Below are 19,640 nucleotides of genomic sequence, written 5' to 3' on the forward strand. Positions count from 1 at the left end.
AGGAGACCACCATGGCTTTTTCCTTGTTCCGCACGACCGCATTGGCCGCCCTGCTGAGCAGCGCCGGCCTGGCCCAGGCCGCGACTGACGTCACGTTCTGGCATTCCATGGAAGGCCCGCTGGGTGAGCGCGTCACCCAGCTCGCCAAGGATTTCAACGCCAGCCAGTCCGACTATGTCGTGCATGCCGTCTACAAGGGCAACTACGGCGAATCCATGAACGCGGGGATCGCCGCCTTCCGTGCGGGCAATGCCCCCGACATCCTGCAGGTCTTCGAGGTCGGCACGGCCACCATGATGTATGCCAAGGGCGCCATCAAGCCCGTCCAGGCGCTGTCCGAATCCGTCGGCGACCCCATCGATCCGTCCGCTTTCCTGGGCGCCGTGGCCGGCTACTACTCGTCCCCCGACGGCAAGCTGGTGTCCATGCCCTTCAACAGCTCCACACCGGTGCTGTACTACAACAAGGACGCCTTCAAAAAGGCCGGCCTGGACCCCGAACATCCGCCCAAGACCTGGCCCGAAGTCGCCGATGCGGCCAAGAAACTGCGCGCCGCCGGCATGGAATGCGGCTATTCCTCGGCCTGGCCGTCCTGGATTCTGCTGGAGAACTTCGCCGCCTGGCACAACGTGCCCTACGCCAGCCAGGACAACGGCTTCGGCGGCCTGGACGCGCGCCTGCAACTGGACAGCCCCCTGTTTCGCAAGCACCTGAGCTTCCTCACCGACATGGCCAAGGCCGGCACCTTCACCTACGGCGGACGCGGCGACGCGGGCAACGCCCTGTTCACTTCGGGCAAATGCGGCATGTACACCGGCTCCAGCGGCATGCGCGCCTCCATCATCAAGACCGGCGGCTTCGCCTTCGGCACCAGCACCCTGCCCTACTATCCCGACGTGCAGGGGGCTCCCCAGAACTCCATCATCGGCGGCGCCTCGCTGTGGGTGTTCTCCGGCAAATCCGATACCGCCTACAAAGGCGTGGTGAAATTCTTCAAGTTCCTGGCCAGCCCCGAACAGGCCGCCGCCTGGCACCAGGGCACCGGCTACGTGCCGGTCACCAAGGCGGGCTATCAGGCCACCAAGGAATCCGGCTTCTACGACAAGAACCCGGGCACGGAAATCGCGGTCAAGCAGCTCGACGCCACCACCACCGCCAACTCCCGCGGCATCCGGCTGGGCTACCTGCCGCAGATTCGCGACATCGAGGACAGCACCATGGAACAGATCTTTGCCGGCCAGACCAGCCCCGAAGACGGCCTCAAGAAGATGAACACCGAAGGCAACGCCCTGCTCGAACGCTTCCAGAAGAGCGTCAAGTAGATCCGGGCGCGCCGCCCCCATGGAGAAACGCGTCGTCTTCCGCCACCGCAGCCTGCCCTGGCTGCTGTTGGCGCCGCAACTGGCCATCACGCTGGTGTTTTTCTTCTGGCCGGCGGGCCAGGCCTTGTGGCAGTCCTTCCGCCTGGAAGACCCCTTCGGCCTGTCCTCGCAGTTTGCGGGTCTGGAGAACTTCGCGGACCTGTTCGCCAGCGCCGACTACCTGAGTTCATTTCGCACCACACTCGGGTTTTCGGCGCTGGTGGCGTTCGGCGGGCTGGCGATCTCGTTGCTGCTGGCCGTGATGGCCGACCGCGTGGTGCGTGGCGCGGGCCTGTACAAAACCCTGCTGATCTGGCCCTACGCAGTCGCGGCGGCCGTGGCCGGGGTGCTGTGGCTGTTCCTGTTCTCGCCCTCGGTCGGCATCCTGGCAGTCTACATGGCGCAGATCGGCCTGGACTGGAACCCGCGTCTGGACGGCGACGACGCCCTGGCGCTGGTGGTCTTTGCCTCGATCTGGAAGCAGGTGTCCTACAACTTCCTGTTCTTCCTGGCCGGGCTGCAGTCCATCCCCCGCTCACTCATCGAAGCGGCCGCCATCGACGGCGCGGGTCCCGTCCGACGCTTTTGCAGCATCGTCTTTCCGCTGCTCTCGCCCACGACCTTTTTCCTGCTGGTGATCAATTTCATCTACGCCTTCTTCGATACCTTTGCCGTCATCGACGTGGTGACGCAAGGGGGACCGGGGCATGCCACCGACATCCTGGTCTACAAGGTGTACAACGCCGGCTTCAAGGGCCTGGACCTGGGCTCGTCCGCCGCCCAGTCGGTGATCCTGATGCTGATCGTGATCGGTCTGACGGCCTTGCAGTTCCGCTACGTCGACCGCAAGGTGAACTATTGATGCGGGCCGTTCCCCACCTTCCCGGAGGCGCCCATGGTTGAACGCCGACCGCTGCTGGACATCGTCTCGCACCTCACGCTGATCCTGGGTGTGGCGGTGATCGCCTTCCCGCTGTACGTGGCCTTCGTGGCCTCCACCCAGACGGCCCAGGAAGTCGCCCGGGCGCCCATGTCCCTGATTCCCGGCACCCACTTGCTGGAGAACTACTGGGCCGTGCTCAAAGGCGGCGCGATCAACACCCCGCCGGTGGGCCGGATGCTGTGGATCAGCACCTTCATGGCCTTGGCGATCGCCATCGGCAAGATCGCCATTTCCATGCTATCGGCCTTCGCCGTGGTGTATTTCCGCTTCCCCCTGCGCATGCTGTGCTTCTGGATGATCTTCGTCACCCTGATGCTGCCGGTGGAAGTCCGCATCGCCCCCACCTACGCGGTCGTGGCCGATCTGGGCATGCTCAACAGCTACGCCGGCCTGACCCTGCCGCTGATCGCCTCGGCCACCGCCACCTTTCTGTTCCGGCAGTTTTTCCTGACCGTGCCGGACGAACTGGTCGAGGCCGCGCGCATCGACGGCGCAGGTCCCATGCGCTTCTTCAAGGACATCCTGCTGCCGCTGTCACGCACCAGCATCGCCGCCCTGTTCGTGATCCAGTTCATCTACGGCTGGAACCAGTATCTGTGGCCGCTCATCATCACCACGCACGAAAACATGTACCCCGTGGTGGTCGGCATCCGCCGCATGATCGCCGGGGGCGACAGCGTCACCGAATGGAATCTGGTCATGGCCACGGCCATGCTGGCCATGCTGCCCCCCGCCGCCGTCGTCATCCTGATGCAGAAATGGTTCGTCAAGGGCCTGGTCGATTCAGAGAAATAGGAAACCGCATTCCCCATGGCAACCCTCAGCTTTCGCGCCGTACGCAAAACCTACCCCGGCGATGTGGCCGTCATCCATGGCATCGACATGGACGTGCGCGACGGTGAATTCGTCGTCATCGTCGGGCCGTCGGGCTGCGGCAAATCGACCCTGATGCGCATGGTGGCAGGCCTGGAATCCATCACCGGCGGTGAAATCGCCATCGGCGGCCGTGTCGTCAACGACCTGGAGCCCGCCGAGCGCGACATCGCCATGGTGTTCCAGAACTACGCGCTCTATCCCCACATGAGCGTCTTCGACAATATGGCCTATGGCCTGAAGATCCGCCGCCTGGGCCGCGACGAGATCCGCCGCCGGGTCGAGGACGCCGCCCGCATCCTGGAGCTGGATCAACTGCTGGAGCGGCGGCCGCGCCAATTATCCGGCGGCCAGCGTCAGCGCGTCGCCATGGGCCGTGCCATCGTGCGCGAACCGGCCGTGTTCCTGTTCGACGAACCCCTGTCGAATCTGGACGCCAAGCTGCGCGTGCAGATGCGCCTGGAAATCCAGAAACTGCACCAGCGTCTGGGTACGACCAGCCTGTACGTCACCCACGATCAGGTCGAGGCCATGACGCTGGCCCACCGCATGATCGTCATGAACAAGGGCGTGCCCGAACAGATCGGCACGCCCGCCGAGGTCTTCGAGCGACCCGCCACCGTCTTCGTCGCCAGCTTCATCGGCTCGCCGCCCATGAATCTGCTGCGGGTGGATGTGGATGCGCAGGGCCGGGCTGTCGGCCCGGACGGTACCGCCTTGCCCCTGACAGCGCCCCCCGGCCCTGCTCGGGCCCTGATCCTGGGGCTGCGCCCGGAGCATCTGACGCTCGGCGCACCGGGCCTGCAGGCCCGGATCGAGATGGTCGAAATCCTGGGCTCCGAGCAACTGATCCACGCCCGCTGGGGCGAACAGCCGCTGATCCTGCGCTGCACCGCGCCCGAAGCCGGGGAACGCCCGCTCGCCGCCGGCGACGAGATCACCTTGGGGCCGGATGGCCGGCATCCGGCACACTGGTTCGAGGCCGACACGGGCAAACGCGTCCAGGGCTGAGCCCGGTGGCAAAAAGAAAAACGGCGCAGCCCGGAAACGGGTTGCGCCGTTTTCCATGTCGGGAGCCGCGCGGCCCCCGCATGGACGAGGCTTATTACTTGAAGACGGTCTTGGAACCGTCCGCGTGCCAGGTGAAGACGTCGAACTTGAAGGACTTGAGGTCGCCCTGCTTGTTCCAGGCGATGTCGCCGATCGGGGTCTTGACCGAGTTGCTGTGCAGCCAGGCCGCGACCTTGGTCGGATCGTCCTTGCCCACGCCCTTGATCCCGGCGGCGATGGCTTCGACGGCGGAATAGGCGGTGAGCTGGAAGGCGCCGCCCGGGTTGCGGTTCTTGTCCTTGAAGGCCTTGACCACGGACGCGTTGGCCGGGTCGGAGGTGAAGTCGGCCGGCAGGGTCACCAGCATGCCTTCGACGGCCGGGCCGGCGATGGCGTTGATGTCCGGGTTACCCACGCCTTCAGGACCCATGAACTTGGCCTGCAGGCCCTGTTCGGCACCCTGGCGCAGCAGCAGGCCCATTTCGGGGTGGTAGCCGCCGTAGTAGACGAAGTCGGCACCCGAGGACTTGAGCTTGGTGATCACGGCGGAGTAGTCGCTGTCGCCGGCGTTGATGCCTTCGAACAGGACGACCTTGATGCCGGCCTTTTCGAGATCGGCCTTGACGGCGGTGGCGATACCCTGGCCGTACGACTGCTTGTCGTGCAGCACGGCCACGGCCTTGGGCTTGACCTTCTGGGCGATGAATTCCGCAGCGGCGGGACCTTGCTGGTCGTCACGGCCGATGGTGCGGAAGATCATGTCGTAGTTCTTGCCGTCGGTCACCAGAGGCGAGGTGGCGGACGGGGAGATCATGACCACGCCTTCGTTGTTGTAGACGGGTGTCGCGGCAATGGTCGCGCCGGAGCACACGTGGCCCACGACGTAGTGGATTTTTTCGTTGACGACGCGGTTGGCCACGACCGGACCCTGCTTGGGCTCGCAACCGTCGTCGATGACGACAGCTTCCAGCTTGTTGCCCAGCACGCCGCCACCGGCGTTGATGGTTTCGATCGCCGTGTCCACGCCTTCCTTGACCATGTCTCCGTACTGGGTCAACGCCCCGGTGAAGGGCCCCGCGATGGCGATGCGGATGGTATCAGCATGCGCCACGGAAGAAAGCATCATGCCGGCGGCCAGACCCAGTGCGGCTGCCATCGGCGTAAAGCGTACGTTCATAAAACCTCCTGTGAAAGACCTTGAAAAGAATACACGAAACCCCTGTAAAACGCCCCTGGCGCCGCACGGGGGTTTTCCCGATATTGTCCTTGCACGCTGCGGCAAGATCGCGCCTCAGCCTGCCTCGGCAACCACCGGGACCGTATCCTCGAGCACGGTCACGCCCGGCATGCCGCAATGGCGCACGGCCTGGATCAGGGCCTCGATGGCCGCCTGGCGCGGAAAGCTCTTGCGCCAGACCAGCACCACGCGGCGATCGGGTGCCGGCGGCTTGAACGGCACGAAGCGCAGCAGGCGGCTCTCGGCTCCCTGCACCCCCAGGGCACTGGCCGGCAAGACCGTGATGCCGATGCCTGCGGCCACCATGTGGCGGATGGTCTCGAGCGAGGACCCTTCGAAGGTGCGCTGGATGCCTTCGCTGGAGGCCGAGAAGCGCGACAGTTCGGGGCAGACTTCCAGGACCTGATCGCGGAAGCAATGGCCGGCGCCCAGCAGCAGCATGGTTTCTTCTTTCAGGCGGCCGGAATCGATCTGCTTCTCTTGCGCCCAGGGATGGGTGTGCGGCAGCGCGACGTAAAAAGGCTCGTCATAAAGGGCGCACTGCGACAGGCCGGTGTCGGGCAGCGGCAGGGCGACGATGGCACAGTCGATTTCACCCTGGCGCAGCAGTTCCAGCAATCGCGCGGTGTAGTTTTCCTGAAGCAGCAGCGGCATCTGGGGAGTGCGACGAATCTGCTCGGGCACCAGATAAGGCAGCAGGTACGGCCCCACGGTGTAGATCACGCCGACCCGCAGCGGGCCCTCCAGCGGATCGTGGCCCTGCCGGGCGATCTCGCGCAAATTGGCGCCCTCCTCCAGGACTTTCTGGGCCTGAGCGACGACACGCAAACCGATGGGGGTGATGCCGACCTCGGCGCCGCCGCGCTCGAACAGCACCACGCCCAGTTCTTCTTCAAGCTTGCGGATAGCCACCGACAGCGTGGGCTGGCTGACGAAACAGGCTTCCGCAGCCCGCCCGAAATGGCGTTCCCGCGCCACGGCGACGATGTATTTCAATTCGGTCAGCGTCATGAGGATTCCTCTCGAACCTGTTGGCACGATGCCAGACGATCGTGCCGGATTTCATCAACTGCGTAGATATTGGTCGGCGCCTGCCATCCAGCGTTGCCGGTGGGCGCGGGCGTGCTCGGGGAAATCGGCCGACAGCCGGGCGGCGGCCTCGCGGGCCTGCTCCAGCAGGTCCTCATCGGATTCCAGGTCGGCGAAACGCAGCAGGGCCTGGCCCGACTGGCGCAAGCCCAGCAACTCGCCGGGCCCGCGCTGGGCCAGGTCGCGTCGCGCGATCTCGAAGCCGTCGGTGGTCTCGTACATGGCGCGCAGGCGCTCCCGGGCGATGGCCGACAGCGGCGGCTGGTACAGCAGGACGCAGGTGGCTTCGCCGCCGCCCCGCCCGACCCGGCCGCGCAACTGATGCAACTGCGCCAGACCGAAGCGCTCGGCGTGCTCGATCACCATCAGACCCGCATTGGGTACGTCCACACCGACCTCGATGACGGTGGTGGCGACCAACAGATCGATCTCTCCAGCGCGAAAGGCATCCATGATCTCGGATTTGTCCCGCGCGGGCAGGCGGCCGTGCATCAGGCCGATGCGCAGGTCCGGCAGGGCCGCGCACAGCAGTTCATAGGTATCGACCGCCGTCTGCAATTGCAGGGCTTCGCTTTCCTCGACCAGGGGGCAGACCCAATAGGCCTGGCGGCCGGCGCGCACGACCTCGCCCACGCGGACCAGGACCTCGTCGCGGCGCCGGTCGTCGAACAAGCGCGTGCGCACCGGCACGCGGCCCGGCGGCAGTTCGTCCAGCACCGAAACGTCCATATCGGCAAAGAAAGCCATCGCCAGGGTTCTCGGGATGGGCGTGGCGCTCATGCTGAGCTGATGCGGGCGATACCTGGCCTGGTCACCCTTGCGGTTCAGTGCCAGGCGTTGCCCCACGCCGAAACGATGCTGCTCATCGCTGATCACCAGGCCCAGCGACTCGAACTCCACCTTGTCCTGGATCAGGGCCTGGGTACCGATCGCCAGCCGGGCCTCGCCAGAGGCCATCGCGCTCAAGGCCTTGCGGCGTTCGGCGGCCGGCAGGCCGCCCGTCAGCCAGACGGGCACGACGCCCAGCGGCGTCAGCCATTCGGACAGTTTGCGCCAGAGCTGTTCGGCCAGGATTTCCGTGGGCGCCATCACGGCGACCTGAGCGCCGGCCTCGATCGCCTGAGCGGCCGCCAGGGCGGCCACCAGGGTCTTGCCACTGCCTACATCGCCTTGCAGCAGGCGATGCATGGGGTGTGTCCGCGCCAGATCCGCACCAATCTGCGCCACGGCGCGGGACTGGGCGCCGGTCGGTGCAAACGGCAGGCCGGCCAGCAGGCGGCCCGTCAAACGGCCGTCTCCCCGCAGGCTGTGCGCGGCCTGGGCGCGGCGCGCGGCGCGGGCGTCGGCCAAGGCAAGCTGCTGCGCCAGCAGTTCGTCGAATTTGATGCGCCGCCAGGCGGGATGGCTGTGCGCGGCCAGTGATTCCAGGGAAATGTCCGGCCCCGGGTGATGCAGCAAGCGCAGGGACGGCGCGAAATCGGCCAACTGGTAGGTCTCGCGCACGGCGGCCGGCAGCGTGTCGTCCAGGACGGCCTCGTCCAAAGCGCGCGCGATGGCTTTGCGCAAAGCGGCCTGCGGCAGGCCCTGGGTCGTGGGATAGACCGGCGTCAAGGTGTCGGGCAGCGGCGTGCCTGGCTCCGTCACCAGCGGGTGCACGATCTCCAGCCCGTGAAAGCCCGCGCGAACCTCACCCCGCGCCCGAATCCGCCGTCCGGCGTGCAGACGTCCCTGCTGACCTGGATAGACGTGCAGCCAGCGCAGACCCAGGCGACCGGAATCGTCGGCCAGCGTGGCCTGCAGGGTCCGCCGGGGACCGAAGCGGATTTCGCTGTCGACGATCTCGCCCTCGAACAGGGCGTGGACGCCTGGCTGCGCGTCGCCGATCGACGTGATGCGGGTCTCGTCTTCGTAACGCAGCGGCAGATGGGTGGCAAAGTCGGCGGGGGTGCGCAGCCCCAGTCGCTCGAACAGTCGAGCCTGGGACACCCCCGCCGTCTTGCGGGCGCCGGGCACGGCCCGGCGCGGCTTTTCAGCCGAATTCACGGCGCGCGGTCCGGCAAGCGGTGGCGCGGATCAGAGCGCCAGAATGGCTTCGACTTCGAACTGGGCGCCCTTGGGCAGACTGGCGACACCCAGGGTCGAACGCGCCGGGTAAGGCTGGGGGATGATTTCCGCCATGATCGCGTTGGCGCTGGCGAACTTGCTGAGGTCCGTCAGGAACAGGGTGAGCTTGACGATGTTGTCCAGCGTGCCGCCGGCCGCCTCGATGACGGCCTGCATATTGGCGAAGGACTGGCGGACCTGGCCTTCGAAGTTTTCCGACACCAGTTCGCCCGTGCCGGGTTCCAGCCCGATCTGGCCTGACAGAAAGACCAGCTTGCCGGCGGGCACGCTGACTGCCTGGGAGTACGGGCCGACAGCGGCCGGGGCGGCATCGGTGTGGATGATTGCCTTGCTCATGGTGGAAGACTCGATGGTGGTTAAAAGACTATCAGAGTGTACCGACCAATAGCAAAAAATAAAAGCCGCGTCGCGCCACCGCCGCTGCTATTTTTCAGCGAAGGCACGCTCGTAGACGTAATCGCCGGGCTCACCCACCCCCGGAGACACGACGAAACCGCGTGCGTCCAGCATGGCGCGGATGTCGGTCAGCATGGCCGGGCTGCCGCAGATCATGGCGCGATCGACGGCGGGGTCCAGTGGCGGCAGGCCGATATCGTCGAACAACTGACCGGTTTCGACCAGAGTCGTCAGCCGGCCCTGGTGCTCGTAGGGCTCGCGCGTCACTGTGGGGTAGTAGATCAGCTTGTCGCGCACCATTTCGCCCAGGTATTCGTCCTGGGGCAGTTCCTGACGGATGTAGTCGGCGTAGGCCAGTTCGCTGACGAAGCGCACGCCGTGCATCAGGACGATCTTTTCGAAACGGTCGTAGACCTCGGGGTCCTTGATGATGCTGAGAAACGGCGCCAGCCCCGTGCCGGTGGCGAACAGGTACAGGTGGCGGCCCGGGCGCAGATCGTCGGCCACCAGGGTGCCGACCGGCTTGCGGCTGACCAGCACGGCGTCGCCCGGCTGCAGGTGCTGCAAGCGAGAGGTGAGCGGGCCGTTGGGGACCTTGATGCTGAAGAATTCCAGATTGTCTTCGTGATTGGCGCTGGCGATGCTGTAGGCGCGCATCAGCGGCTTGCCCTCGACCTCCAGACCCAGCATCACGAAATGGCCGTTGTGGAAACGCAGGCCGGGATCGCGGGTGGTCTTGAAGGAGAACAGCGTGTCATTCCAGTGACGCACGCTGAGGACTTGCTCGGAATTGAAAGCGGCCATGACGAAAAACGGACTCCAGGATTCGGGGATGTGTATGTCTATGAAGAGATGGTACGGCGGTGGTCAGGAAACGCAAGACCGGACCCTGCGTGACGCAGGGGGTTTCTTGATTTTGCGCAAGAACAGCCACAAAACAGGGCGGATTTCCTGCATTCGCGGAGGATTTTAACGTGTTCAGCTTGCCTTACGTTGATCGCGATGATAAATTCGCATTCGTTTTGAGAATTGTTCTCATTTTATATTACGAGCCCCTCATCATGCCGATTCGCCTGCGCGCCCTGCCCTTTGTCCGACGTCTGTCCCTGCTGGCTGCGGCTCTGCCGCTGATGGCGGGCACCGCCCTGGCGGCGGAAGTCAATCTGTACACCACCCGCGAGCCCAAACTCATCGAACCGCTGCTGGCCTCTTTCACCCAGGACACCGGCGTCAAGGTCAACACGGTTTTCGTCAAGGACGGCCTGCTGGAACGGGTCCGGGCCGAAGGCGCGCAATCGCCGGCCGATGTGCTGATGACTGTGGACATCGGCAATCTGCTGGATCTGGTGGACGGCGGCGTCGCCCAGCCGGTGGATTCCGCCGTGCTGAAAGCCGCCATTCCCGCCCACTTGCGCGCAACCGATGACCAGTGGTTCACCCTGTCGCTGCGCGACCGGGTCGCCTACGTCGCCAAGGACCTGGACGTCCAGACCTTCCACTATGAAGATCTGGCCGACCCTCGCTGGAAGGGCAAGGTCTGCATTCGTTCTGGCCAGCACCCCTACAACACCGCACTCATCGCTGCCCTGATCGCCCACAACGGCGTCGAGGCAACGGAGCAATGGCTGCGCGGCGTCAAGGCCAATCTGGGCCGCCCCGCGACCGGCGGCGACCGCGACGTGGCGCGCGACATCCTGGGCGGGATCTGCGACGTGGGCATCGCCAACGCCTATTACGCGGGCCATATGAAGAACGCCAAAGAAGGCAGCGATGCCCGCCGCTGGGGGGACGCCATCCGCGTCATCCGGCCCACCTTCAAGAACGCGCCGGGCACGCACGTCAACATCTCCGGCGCCGCCGTGGCGCGCCACGCGCCGCATCGGACCGAAGCCGTCCAGTTGCTGGAATACCTGGTATCGGACAAGGCGCAAAGCCTCTACGCCCAGGCCAACTACGAATACCCGGTCAAGGCGGGCGTGACGCTGGACCCGACCGTGGCCAGCTTCGGGCCGCTGACCATCGACACCCTGCCCCTGACCGAGATCGCCCGCCACCGCAAACAGGCGAGCGAGCTGGTCGATCGCGCCGGTCTGAGCCAGTAAACGCACGACATGGCGGCAAGCGGCCGATTCCAGGCCTGGCCCTGGCACGCCGGAACAGTCCTGGCGGCACTGGGCGTGCTGGCCCCGATCCTGGCCCTGATGATTCAGGCGGGCCAGGGCTCGGGCGGTCACTGGAGCCATCTGCTGCAATTCGTCCTGCCCGGCGTACTGGCCCAGACGCTGGGCCTGCTCGCCGGAGTCGGCCTGCTGGCTACCGCCCTGGGCGTGGGTGCCGCCTGGCTGGTGACAGCCTACGATTTTCCCGGCCGCAGAATCCTGTCCTGGGCCCTGCTGCTGCCGCTGGCCGTACCCACCTACATCGTGGCCTATGCCTACCTGGACATCCTGCATCCCATCGGCCCCGTCCAGGAGGCCATCCGCACCCTGCTGGGCTATTCCAGTCCGCGCGAATTCCGACTGCCCGATCTGCGCAATCTGCCAGGCGCCATCGTGCTGTTGTCCTTCGTGCTGTATCCCTACGTCTACCTGACCACCCGCAGCATGTTTTCCAGCCAGGCAGCCCATCTGATGGAAGCCGCCCGGCTGCTGGGCTACGGCCCCTGGGGCGCCTTCCGGCGCGTCGCTCTGCCGCTGGCCCGGCCCGCCATCGCCGTCGGCCTGTGCCTGGTGCTGCTGGAAACCTTGAACGACATCGGCGCCTCCGAATTCCTGGGCGTCCAGACGCTGACCGTCGCCATCTACACCACCTGGGTGACCCGCTCCGACCTGGCGGGCGCAGCCCAGATCGCTTTAGTCGCCCTGCTGCTGGTGACGATCCTGATCGCTGTCGAGCGCCACGGCCGCCGACGCCTGCGCTACACCGGCACTCGCCGCGCCGCGCCGATCCGCCCGCACCTCTTGCACGGACCGGCCGGCTGGCTGGCCACCCTGCTGGGCCTGGCACCCGTCCTGATCGGCTTCGTCGCGCCGGCCGCCTATCTGCTGGCGCTGACCTGGGAACGCCTGGGTGCGGGCCAAGGGCCTTCGGCCGCCCTGCTGCGAGCCGCCGGACAGACGCTGATGGTCTCGGCGCTGGCCATGATGATCGCCCTGGCCATCGGTCTGATCGTTGCCTGGAGCCGCCGCATCCTGCCCCGCGCACGCGCCTGGATGCGCGCCCTGCCCCGGTTGGCGACGCTGGGTTACGCCGTGCCCGGCACGGTCCTGGCCATCGGCCTGCTGTTCCCCCTGATGGCGGCTGAGCGGGGGCTGGCGGCGCTGCGCGAGGCAACCGGTATGGACCCGACGGGCCTGGTATTGCTCGGCACCCCGGCCGCTCTGGCGCTGGCCTACGTGATCCGCTTCCTGACCATTCCCGTGGGCACGCTGGAGGCCGGACTGGACCGGATTCCACCGTCCCTGGATCAGGCCGCACGCCTGCTGGGCGAAAATGTCCACGGCATGTTGCGGCGCGTGCATCTGCCCCTGCTGCGCCCGGCGCTGGCCGCTTCGGCGCTGCTGGTGTTCGTGGACGCGATGAAGGAACTGCCCGCCACGCTGCTGCTGCGGCCCCTGAATTTCGATACCCTGGCGACCTGGCTGTACGCCGAGGCTGCGCGCGGCACCTACGAAGAAGGCGCCATCGCCGCCCTGGGCATCGTCGCCGCCGGCCTGTTGCCCGTGATCCTGCTGGCCCGCCTGATGGACCGCCCTGCCGTCTGAGAACCGATATGCTGGAACTGAACCGGATTTCCCTGAGTTACCCCGCCGACAGTGGCCGGCGCGCCGTACTGCGCGAACTGAGTCTGAACCTGGAAAGCGGGCAGATTGCCTGCCTGCTGGGCTCCTCGGGCTGCGGCAAGACCAGCGTGCTGCGCGCCATCGCCGGCTTCGAACCGCTGGACGGGGGTTCGATCCGCCTGGACGGACGACTGCTGTCGGGCGACGGGGCCCGCGTCGAACCCGAACACCGGCGTGTGGGCATGATGTTCCAGGACTATGCGCTGTTCCCCCACCTGGACGTGGCGGCCAACGTCGGCTTCGGCCTGCGCCGCCTGGACACGGCCGAACGCGGCCGACGCGTGCGCGGCCTGCTGGAACTGGTGGGGCTGGCGGGTCAGGAGGCACGCCGTCCCCATGAATTGTCCGGCGGCCAGCAGCAACGCGTGGCACTGGCCCGGGCCCTGGCGCCCGAACCCGATCTGCTGCTGCTCGACGAACCTTTTTCCAATCTGGACGTGGACGCCCGCGAACGGCTGGCCTTCGAACTGCGCGATCTGCTGAAAGCAGCGGGACGCACTGCGCTGTTGGTCACCCACAATCAGGCGGAGGCTTTCGCCGTGGCCGACCGGATCGGCATCCTGAAGGAAGGCCGGCTGGCCCAGTGGGACACCCCCTACGGCATGCACCACCACCCGGCCACACCGGAAATCGAGGCCTTCATCCACCGCGAGGCCCTGATGGCCAAACGCGCGCAGGCGGGTTTACGCGGCGCGCCTTCGATCGCCGCCTGAACGATCAGTCCTCGAGGGCCGGGCCCGTCTCCGGGTCCATGCCCAGTTCTTTGCTCTTGCGGGTCAAGGTATTGCGGCCGATGCCCAGGCGCAGCGCGGCCTCGCCGCGGCGGCCGCCGGCCTGCTCCAGCCCGACCCGCAGCAGCGTCCGCTCGAAGTCCCGCAGCAGTTCATCCATCACGCAGGGTTCGCGACGCGCCAGGCGCGCCCGCGCCTCGATCGCCAGCGCGGCGCACCAGCCAGACTGGGCCTGAGACGCGGCCGCTTCCGGACCGGGGCCTTGCCCCGAACTGGCGCCAGGCTCGGCCCAGCCCGTGTCTCCGGCATCCAGGATTTCCGGCGGCAGATCCTCCAGGCCGACTTCCGCGCTGGGCGCCATGACCGTCAGCCACTGGCAGACGTTCTCCAGTTGGCGGATGTTGCCGGGATAGTCGAAGCGGCGCAGCGCCTCCAGCGCGGCGGCATCGGGCCGGCGCACCGGCACGCCCAGCTCGGCCGCGCTGCGCGCCAGGAAGTGTCGCGCCAGGGATTCGATGTCCTCGCGGCGTTCCCGCAGGGGCGGCAGGCGCAGGCGGATGACGTTCAGGCGGTGGAACAGATCGGCGCGAAACAGGCCCGCCCGCACCCGCTCTTCCAGCGGCTGGTGGGTCGCGGCCACGATGCGGACGTCCGCCTGAACGGGTCGCGCGCCACCCACCCGGTAGAAGGCGCCTTCGGCCAGCACCCGCAGCAAGCGGGTCTGCAATTCGGCCGGCATGTCGCCGATCTCGTCCAGGAACAACGTCCCCCCGTCGGCCTCCTCGAAGCGCCCCCGGCGCGACTGGACCGCACCGGTGAAGGCGCCGCGCTCGTGGCCGAACAGTTCCGCCTCCAGCAGATCGCGCGGGATGGCGGCCGCATTGACCGCCACGAAGGGCCCGGCGGCGCGGCGGCTGTGCCGATGCAAAGCCCGCGCCACGAGTTCCTTGCCGGTCCCCGATTCCCCGGTGATGAGCACAGTGGCACCCGACTGGGACAGGCGGCCGATCGCGCGGAACACGTCCTGCATGGCCGGAGACTGCGAGGGGGCCATTTCCGCCACACCGGGCAGGGGCCTGGACCCGGCCTCGGCATGGTCCGGCTGGGCGACGCCGGCGGCATGGCGGGACGGCGCAGACTGAGCGGCGCGGCCGATCAGTTCGACGGCAGCCTGGATGTCAAAAGGCTTGGCCAGATAGTCGAAGGCGCCCTGCTCGAAGGCCGCCACCGTCGTGTCCAGATCGGTGTAGGCCGTCATCATGATGACGGGCAGGCCCGGCAGGCGCGCGCGCACCGTCGCCAGCACGCTCAGGCCGTCGGGCCCCGGCATGCGGATATCGGACACCAGCACCACCGGCCGGTCCGGATCCTCCGCCCCCGCCAGCGCATCGAGGGCCGCCTTCAAGGCCACACCGTCGGCAAAGCTGCGCACCGGCCAGCCGGCCTTGTCCAAGGCCTTTTCCAGCACCCAGCGCATGCCGGGTTCGTCGTCCAGAATCCAGATCGTGTTCATGCAGCCTCCGGCGTCATGCCAGTTCCAGCGGCAACAGCAGACGGAATTCGGTGCGTCCGGGGACGGAGTCGAATTCCAGCAGACCGCCCTGCCGCTGCAGACATTCCTGGGCCAGGCTCAGGCCCAGGCCGGTACCCTGCGCCCGACCGGTCACCAGGGGATGAAAGAGCTTGTCGCGCAGGGCCTCGGGCACCCCGGGGCCGTTGTCGATGACCGCGATCCGCAAGCCCAGGCGGTGCTGACCGTCGGCCAATACCGGTTGATGCAGGATGCGAGTGCTCAGGTGCAGCGTGGGCGCGTCCAGGTCGGTGGCCTCGGCCAGTGCCTGTGCGCCGTTGCGTGCCACGTTCAGCAAGGCCTGCAGCAACGGGTCGCGATCGGCGCGCATGTCCGGCACCGAAGCGTCATAGTCGCGCTCCAGACGGATGCGTTCACCGAACTCCAGACGGACCAGAGCCAGGACCCGTTCGCATAGTTCATGGACATTGAACACACTGGGCACGGCGGCCGGCTGGCCGGACGAGCTCAAGCGGCTCACCAGTGCAGCCAGCCGGTCGGCCTCGGCCACGATCACCTGAGTGTATTCGCGCAGATCGCCGCGCGGCAGTTCCATTTCGAGCAACTGGGCGGCGGCCCGCAGGCCGGCCAGGGGATTGCGGACTTCGTGCGCCAGATTGCGCAGGGTTTCGCGCTGCGCTGCCTGGGTATCGCGGGCCTGCCGCAGATCGTCCAGATGGCCGCCCTGATGGACAGGGATTTCGATCAACCAGGCCCAGGGCTGACTCCGCAACGGCGTTTTCAGGACGCTGTCGCGGCCGTCCAGCCAGGGCTGCGCGGGCTGCCCCGCCAACTGGCGACGGGATTGGCCCAACAGTTCTTCCGCCGCGCCGTTGGCGTGGCGGATCCGGTGGGACTCGTCCAGCAACAGGACCGCAGTGCGCAGCAGGTCGAGGCCGGACGTGTCCACCGCAATCCTCGCTAGAGGGAGTAATACATGTCGAATTCGACCGGATGCGGGGTCACCCGCAGGCGATCGAGCTCGTTGGCCTTCAGGTCCAGAAAGGCGTCCAGCAGATCGTTGCTGAAGACCCCGCCGCGCGTCAGGAAGTCGCGGTCGCGATCCAGGGCTTCCAGCGCCTGATCCAGCGACGAGCACACTGTCGGGATCTTGGCGTCTTCTTCCGGCGGCAGATCGTACAGGTTCTTGTCGGCCGGATCGCCCGGGTGGATCTTGTTCTGGACGCCGTCCAGGCCCGCCATCATCAGGGCCGAGAAAGCCAGATACGGATTGGCCAGCGGGTCCGGGAAGCGGGCCTCGACACGACGCGCCTTGGGGTTGCTGACGTAGGGGATGCGGATCGAGGCCGAGCGGTTGCGCGCGGAATACGCGAGCTTGACCGGGGCTTCGTAGTGCGGCACCAGGCGCTTGTAGGAGTTCGTGCCCGGATTGGTGATGGCATTCAGGGCGCGGGCGTGATGGATGATGCCGCCGATGTAGTACAGGGCGAATTCAGACAGACCGCCGTAGCCGTTGCCGGCGAACAGATTCTGGCCATCCTTCCAGATGGACTGGTGCACGTGCATGCCCGAACCGTTGTCGCCTACCACGGGCTTGGGCATGAAGGTTGCGGTTTTGCCGTAGACATGGGCCACGTTGCGGATCACGTACTTCATGGTCTGGGTCCAGTCGGCACGCTGAACCAGGGTGCTGAAACGGGTGCCGATTTCCAACTGGCCGCAGTTGCCGACCTCGTGGTGGTGGATTTCCACCGGCACGCCCATCTGTTCCATCAGCAGGCACATTTCCGAGCGCATGTCGGCGAAGGAATCAGTCGGCGACACAGGCACGTAGCCGCCCTTGACGGCCGGACGATAGCCCAGATTATTGCCATTGGAATCATGGGCATTGGACCAGGCGGCCTCATCGGAGACGATCTTGACGAAGCTGCCGCTCATGTCCGAGTTCCAGCTCACGCCGTCGAACACGAAGAATTCGGGTTCCGGACCGAAATAAGCCGTGTCGCCCAGGCCGCTGGACTTCAGATAGGCCTCGGCGCGGCGGGCCAGAGAACGCGGATCGCGGTCGTAGCCCTTCAGGTCGGACGGTTCGACCACGTCGCAGGTCAGAATCAGCGTGGTTTCTTCGCGGAAGGGGTCCAGACGCGCCGTCCCGGCGTCCGGAATCAGAATCATGTCGGACGCCTCGATGCCCTTCCAGCCCGGCAGCGACGAGCCGTCGAAGGCGACGCCCGATTCCATGCGGTCCTCGTCCATCTGGCTGGCGGGAACGGTCAGGTGATGCTCCCGGCCCAGGGTGTCGGTAAAACGGCAATCCACGAACGCCACTTCGCGTTCGGCGATCATCTGCACAACGTTTTCAGGGGTGGACATAAAAGCTCCTGCGCCAAATCGTATCGTCAAAGGGAAAAGCTCGAGGCTTCGTCAGATTTATTAGCAATGACCGTGCCAACTTTTTGGGTGGTGGTTCCAGGCAGCGGTGCCCAGTCTGCCGACCAGGTGGCAGTCGTACAGAACGCGAATGCACAACCATACCGCACCATTAGAGTGCATATTTTAGTGCATTGTGCCCCATGAATGCACCATCAAGGTGCAATTCAATTCAGAAACTCCATCTGCAGCTCGTTCAGAAACTGCCAGCCTTGAGCGGTGGCACACACCCGGTCCAGGCCGGGTTCGAGCAGGCCGCGCTCGACCGCGCGGCGCATGGCCGGCAGGATGGACATCAGCGACAGGCCGGTGCGCTCGATGAACAGCCCGCCCTCGACGCCTTCACGCAGGCGCAGGGCATTGAGCATGAACTCGAAGCCCAGGTCGCTGGGGCCGAGTTCGCGGCGCTCGACCACGTGCTTGCCGGCGCCTTCGGTCACCAGCCGCATCCAGGCATCCGGCATGCGTGCCCGCGCCTGTCGCGTGATGCGGTCCTGAAAGGAAATCTTCGAATGCGCGCCCGGACCGATGCCCAGGTAATCGCCGAAACGCCAGTAGTTCAGGTTGTGCTGACAAGCCTGGTGAGGCCGCGCATAGGCGGAGACCTCGTAGCGGTCGAAACCGGCCGCCTGGATCAGTTCCGCCACCCGGTCCTGCATGGCCGCTCCCAGCTCGTCGTCTGGCACCCGGGGCGGAAATTTGGCGAAGACCGTATTGGGTTCGAGCGTCAGGTGATACAGCGACAGGTGCCCCGTGCCGAACGCCAGCGCCTCGCGTACGTCTCGCTCGCACTCGGCCAGAGTCTGCTCAGGCAAGGCGAACATGACATCCAGATTGACCCGGTCCACGGCACGCTGAGCCATTTCGATGGCCGCGCGGGCCTGGGCGGCATCGTGGATGCGTCCCAGGCGCCGCAGCTTGTCGTCATCGAAGCTCTGGATGCCCAGCGAGATCCGGTTCACTCCGGCCTGAGCATAGCCCTGAAAGCGGCCGGCCTCGGCCGTGCCCGGGTTGGCTTCCAGGGTGATCTCCACGTCGGGCGCCAGATTCAGATAGGCGCGAAACAGGCCGATGATCCGGTCGATCGCCTCGGCCGACAGCAGACTGGGCGTGCCGCCACCAAAGAACACCGTCGAAACCGGCCGTCCCCAGATGTCGGGCACCGCCTGTTCCAGATCGGCCTGCAGGGCCTGCAGATAAGCTTCTTCCGGCAGTTCGCCTGAGCGCTCATGCGAATTGAAGTCGCAATACGGGCACTTATGCACGCACCAGGGCACATGCACGTACAGCGACAAGGGCGGCAGCGCCGCCAGGCCGGGCTTGCCGCGCACGCCCGGGCGGCCGTCGCCTGCGCGTTCGGGCATGGGAACGGGTACCAGCCTTTTCATTGCATACCCCCTATGCTTGTTGACCTTGATCCTGGCCGAATTCGCTGCGCAACGCCTGCAGCAGGCCGCGCAGGGCGCGGGCCCGGTGGCTGAGCATGTTCTTCTGCTCCAGAGGCAGTTCGGCGGCGGTCATGTCCAGGTCGGGCAGGTAAAAGTACGGGTCGTAGCCGAAGCCGTTGGCGCCCCGAGGGGTATCCAGCACCTCGCCGTCCCAGGAACCTTCGACCACGATCGGGCGCGGATCGTCGGCGCTGCGGACGTAGACCAGGACGGCGACGTAGCTGCCGCGCCGGTCGGTGCGGCCGGCCATCTCGGCCACCAACCGGGCGTTGTTGGCCGCGTCCGAGCGTGTGCCATCGGGCGCCTGCGCGTAGCGTGCCGAATACACTCCAGGTGCGCCGTCCAGCGCCTGCACGCACAGACCCGAATCGTCGGCCAGCGCCGGCAGGCCGGTGGCGCGGCTGGCGTGACGCGCCTTGGCCAGTGCGTTCTCCACGAAGGTGTGAAAAGGCTCATCGGCCTCGGACACGCCCAAAGCGCTTTGCGGCACCATCTCGATACCGGCCGCCGACAGGCTGGCGGAAAATTCCTTCAGTTTCCCGGGATTGCCCGAGGCCAGCACGACTTTTTTCATCGCAGGGCCGT

Annotated in this window: 17 protein-coding genes; 7 read left to right on the forward strand and 10 right to left on the reverse strand. The window is 66.4% G+C overall.

Features of this window, described 5'->3' with window-relative positions; genetic code table 11:
- Nucleotides 1–11 precede the first annotated feature (11 nt).
- From ugpB to WA983_RS11110, 4 genes are read left to right on the forward strand one after another with little or no spacing between them, the layout of a single operon-like run.
- A complete protein-coding gene (ugpB, locus tag WA983_RS11095; protein WP_424312028.1) occupies nt 12–1,322 on the forward strand; it encodes a sn-glycerol-3-phosphate ABC transporter substrate-binding protein UgpB in 1,311 nt (436 codons plus the stop codon).
- 19 nt (nt 1,323–1,341) lie between these two features.
- Nucleotides 1,342–2,223 (forward strand): sn-glycerol-3-phosphate ABC transporter permease UgpA, encoded by an 882-nt coding sequence (gene ugpA, locus WA983_RS11100; protein WP_424252419.1) that lies wholly within the window; start codon nt 1,342–1,344, stop codon nt 2,221–2,223.
- Between the two features lie 33 nt (nt 2,224–2,256).
- Nucleotides 2,257–3,099, forward strand: coding sequence for a sn-glycerol-3-phosphate ABC transporter permease UgpE (gene ugpE, locus WA983_RS11105; protein ID WP_424252421.1), 843 nt, complete (start codon nt 2,257–2,259; stop codon nt 3,097–3,099).
- A gap of 15 nt (nt 3,100–3,114) precedes the next feature.
- Complete coding sequence (locus WA983_RS11110) at nt 3,115–4,188, forward strand: sn-glycerol-3-phosphate import ATP-binding protein UgpC (RefSeq protein ID WP_424312029.1); 1,074 nt, start codon at nt 3,115–3,117, stop codon at nt 4,186–4,188.
- A gap of 94 nt (nt 4,189–4,282) precedes the next feature.
- Here WA983_RS11110 and WA983_RS11115 read toward each other — a convergent pair whose 3' ends face one another.
- From WA983_RS11115 to WA983_RS11135, 5 genes are all read right to left on the reverse strand, one after another.
- Nucleotides 4,283–5,404 carry a branched-chain amino acid ABC transporter substrate-binding protein gene (locus WA983_RS11115; RefSeq protein ID WP_424247601.1) on the reverse strand — a complete coding sequence of 374 codons (1,122 nt, stop codon included), beginning with the start codon at nt 5,402–5,404 and terminating at the stop codon, nt 4,283–4,285.
- Between the two features lie 114 nt (nt 5,405–5,518).
- Entirely contained in the window at nt 5,519–6,475 is a 957-nt protein-coding gene (locus tag WA983_RS11120) for a LysR substrate-binding domain-containing protein (RefSeq protein WP_424247599.1), read from the reverse strand.
- 54 nt (nt 6,476–6,529) lie between these two features.
- The gene (gene recG / locus WA983_RS11125; protein WP_424247603.1) at nt 6,530–8,566 is read right to left on the reverse strand and encodes an ATP-dependent DNA helicase RecG; all 2,037 of its coding nucleotides are present in this window, start codon (nt 8,564–8,566) and stop codon (nt 6,530–6,532) included.
- A 60-nt stretch (nt 8,567–8,626) separates the two neighbouring features.
- Nucleotides 8,627–9,013, reverse strand: a complete 387-nt coding sequence (locus WA983_RS11130) for a Rid family detoxifying hydrolase (RefSeq protein ID WP_424247597.1) — start codon at nt 9,011–9,013, stop codon at nt 8,627–8,629.
- 87 nt (nt 9,014–9,100) lie between these two features.
- Nucleotides 9,101–9,877, reverse strand: coding sequence for a ferredoxin--NADP reductase (locus tag WA983_RS11135; RefSeq protein ID WP_424247595.1), 777 nt, complete (start codon nt 9,875–9,877; stop codon nt 9,101–9,103).
- Between the two features lie 257 nt (nt 9,878–10,134).
- Here WA983_RS11135 and WA983_RS11140 point away from each other — a divergent pair, with 257 nt between their 5' ends.
- Genes WA983_RS11140 through WA983_RS11150 form a run of 3 tightly spaced genes read left to right on the forward strand, consistent with a single transcriptional unit; the run spans nt 10,135 to nt 13,628 of the window.
- Entirely contained in the window at nt 10,135–11,175 is a 1,041-nt protein-coding gene (locus tag WA983_RS11140; RefSeq protein WP_424247593.1) for a Fe(3+) ABC transporter substrate-binding protein, read from the forward strand.
- Nucleotides 11,176–11,184: 9 nt separating this feature from the next.
- Nucleotides 11,185–12,837 carry an ABC transporter permease gene (locus tag WA983_RS11145; protein WP_424247591.1) on the forward strand — a complete coding sequence of 551 codons (1,653 nt, stop codon included), beginning with the start codon at nt 11,185–11,187 and terminating at the stop codon, nt 12,835–12,837.
- 8 nt (nt 12,838–12,845) lie between these two features.
- Nucleotides 12,846–13,628, forward strand: a complete 783-nt coding sequence (locus WA983_RS11150; RefSeq protein WP_424247588.1) for an ABC transporter ATP-binding protein — start codon at nt 12,846–12,848, stop codon at nt 13,626–13,628.
- Nucleotides 13,629–13,632: 4 nt separating this feature from the next.
- On the opposite strand, the gene ntrC is transcribed toward WA983_RS11150, so the two are convergent.
- From ntrC to rdgB, 5 genes are all read right to left on the reverse strand, one after another.
- Nucleotides 13,633–15,159 (reverse strand): nitrogen regulation protein NR(I), encoded by a 1,527-nt coding sequence (gene ntrC, locus WA983_RS11155; RefSeq protein WP_424312030.1) that lies wholly within the window; start codon nt 15,157–15,159, stop codon nt 13,633–13,635.
- A gap of 13 nt (nt 15,160–15,172) precedes the next feature.
- Complete coding sequence (locus WA983_RS11160) at nt 15,173–16,126, reverse strand: two-component system sensor histidine kinase NtrB (protein WP_424251380.1); 954 nt, start codon at nt 16,124–16,126, stop codon at nt 15,173–15,175.
- 11 nt (nt 16,127–16,137) lie between these two features.
- The gene (gene glnA / locus WA983_RS11165; RefSeq protein WP_424251382.1) at nt 16,138–17,550 is read right to left on the reverse strand and encodes a type I glutamate--ammonia ligase; all 1,413 of its coding nucleotides are present in this window, start codon (nt 17,548–17,550) and stop codon (nt 16,138–16,140) included.
- A 224-nt stretch (nt 17,551–17,774) separates the two neighbouring features.
- Nucleotides 17,775–18,971, reverse strand: coding sequence for a radical SAM family heme chaperone HemW (gene hemW, locus WA983_RS11170; RefSeq protein WP_424312031.1), 1,197 nt, complete (start codon nt 18,969–18,971; stop codon nt 17,775–17,777).
- 34 nt (nt 18,972–19,005) lie between these two features.
- The gene (rdgB, locus tag WA983_RS11175; protein WP_424251386.1) at nt 19,006–19,629 is read right to left on the reverse strand and encodes an RdgB/HAM1 family non-canonical purine NTP pyrophosphatase; all 624 of its coding nucleotides are present in this window, start codon (nt 19,627–19,629) and stop codon (nt 19,006–19,008) included.
- Nucleotides 19,630–19,640 lie beyond the last annotated feature (11 nt).

The sequence above is a fragment of the Castellaniella sp. genome (genome assembly GCF_049650445.1).
Lineage (GTDB): Bacteria > Pseudomonadota > Gammaproteobacteria > Burkholderiales > Burkholderiaceae_B > Castellaniella.

Excerpts from the sequence above, each read along its gene's own strand:
- rdgB (WP_424251386.1), bottom strand. The coding sequence starts at position 19,629 with ATGAAAAAAGTCGTGCTGGCCTCGGGCAATCCCGGGAAACTGAAGGAA.
- glnA (WP_424251382.1), bottom strand. The coding sequence starts at position 17,550 with ATGTCCACCCCTGAAAACGTTGTGCAGATGATCGCCGAACGCGAAGTG.
- WA983_RS11120 (WP_424247599.1), bottom strand. The coding sequence starts at position 6,475 with ATGACGCTGACCGAATTGAAATACATCGTCGCCGTGGCGCGGGAACGC.
- hemW (WP_424312031.1), bottom strand. The coding sequence starts at position 18,971 with ATGCCCGAACGCGCAGGCGACGGCCGCCCGGGCGTGCGCGGCAAGCCC.
- WA983_RS11145 (WP_424247591.1), top strand. The coding sequence starts at position 11,185 with ATGGCGGCAAGCGGCCGATTCCAGGCCTGGCCCTGGCACGCCGGAACA.
- WA983_RS11140 (WP_424247593.1), top strand. The coding sequence starts at position 10,135 with ATGCCGATTCGCCTGCGCGCCCTGCCCTTTGTCCGACGTCTGTCCCTG.
- WA983_RS11135 (WP_424247595.1), bottom strand. The coding sequence starts at position 9,877 with ATGGCCGCTTTCAATTCCGAGCAAGTCCTCAGCGTGCGTCACTGGAAT.
- ntrC (WP_424312030.1), bottom strand. The coding sequence starts at position 15,159 with ATGAACACGATCTGGATTCTGGACGACGAACCCGGCATGCGCTGGGTG.
- WA983_RS11110 (WP_424312029.1), top strand. The coding sequence starts at position 3,115 with ATGGCAACCCTCAGCTTTCGCGCCGTACGCAAAACCTACCCCGGCGAT.
- ugpB (WP_424312028.1), top strand. The coding sequence starts at position 12 with ATGGCTTTTTCCTTGTTCCGCACGACCGCATTGGCCGCCCTGCTGAGC.
- WA983_RS11150 (WP_424247588.1), top strand. The coding sequence starts at position 12,846 with ATGCTGGAACTGAACCGGATTTCCCTGAGTTACCCCGCCGACAGTGGC.
- ugpE (WP_424252421.1), top strand. The coding sequence starts at position 2,257 with ATGGTTGAACGCCGACCGCTGCTGGACATCGTCTCGCACCTCACGCTG.
- WA983_RS11130 (WP_424247597.1), bottom strand. The coding sequence starts at position 9,013 with ATGAGCAAGGCAATCATCCACACCGATGCCGCCCCGGCCGCTGTCGGC.
- ugpA (WP_424252419.1), top strand. The coding sequence starts at position 1,342 with ATGGAGAAACGCGTCGTCTTCCGCCACCGCAGCCTGCCCTGGCTGCTG.
- WA983_RS11115 (WP_424247601.1), bottom strand. The coding sequence starts at position 5,404 with ATGAACGTACGCTTTACGCCGATGGCAGCCGCACTGGGTCTGGCCGCC.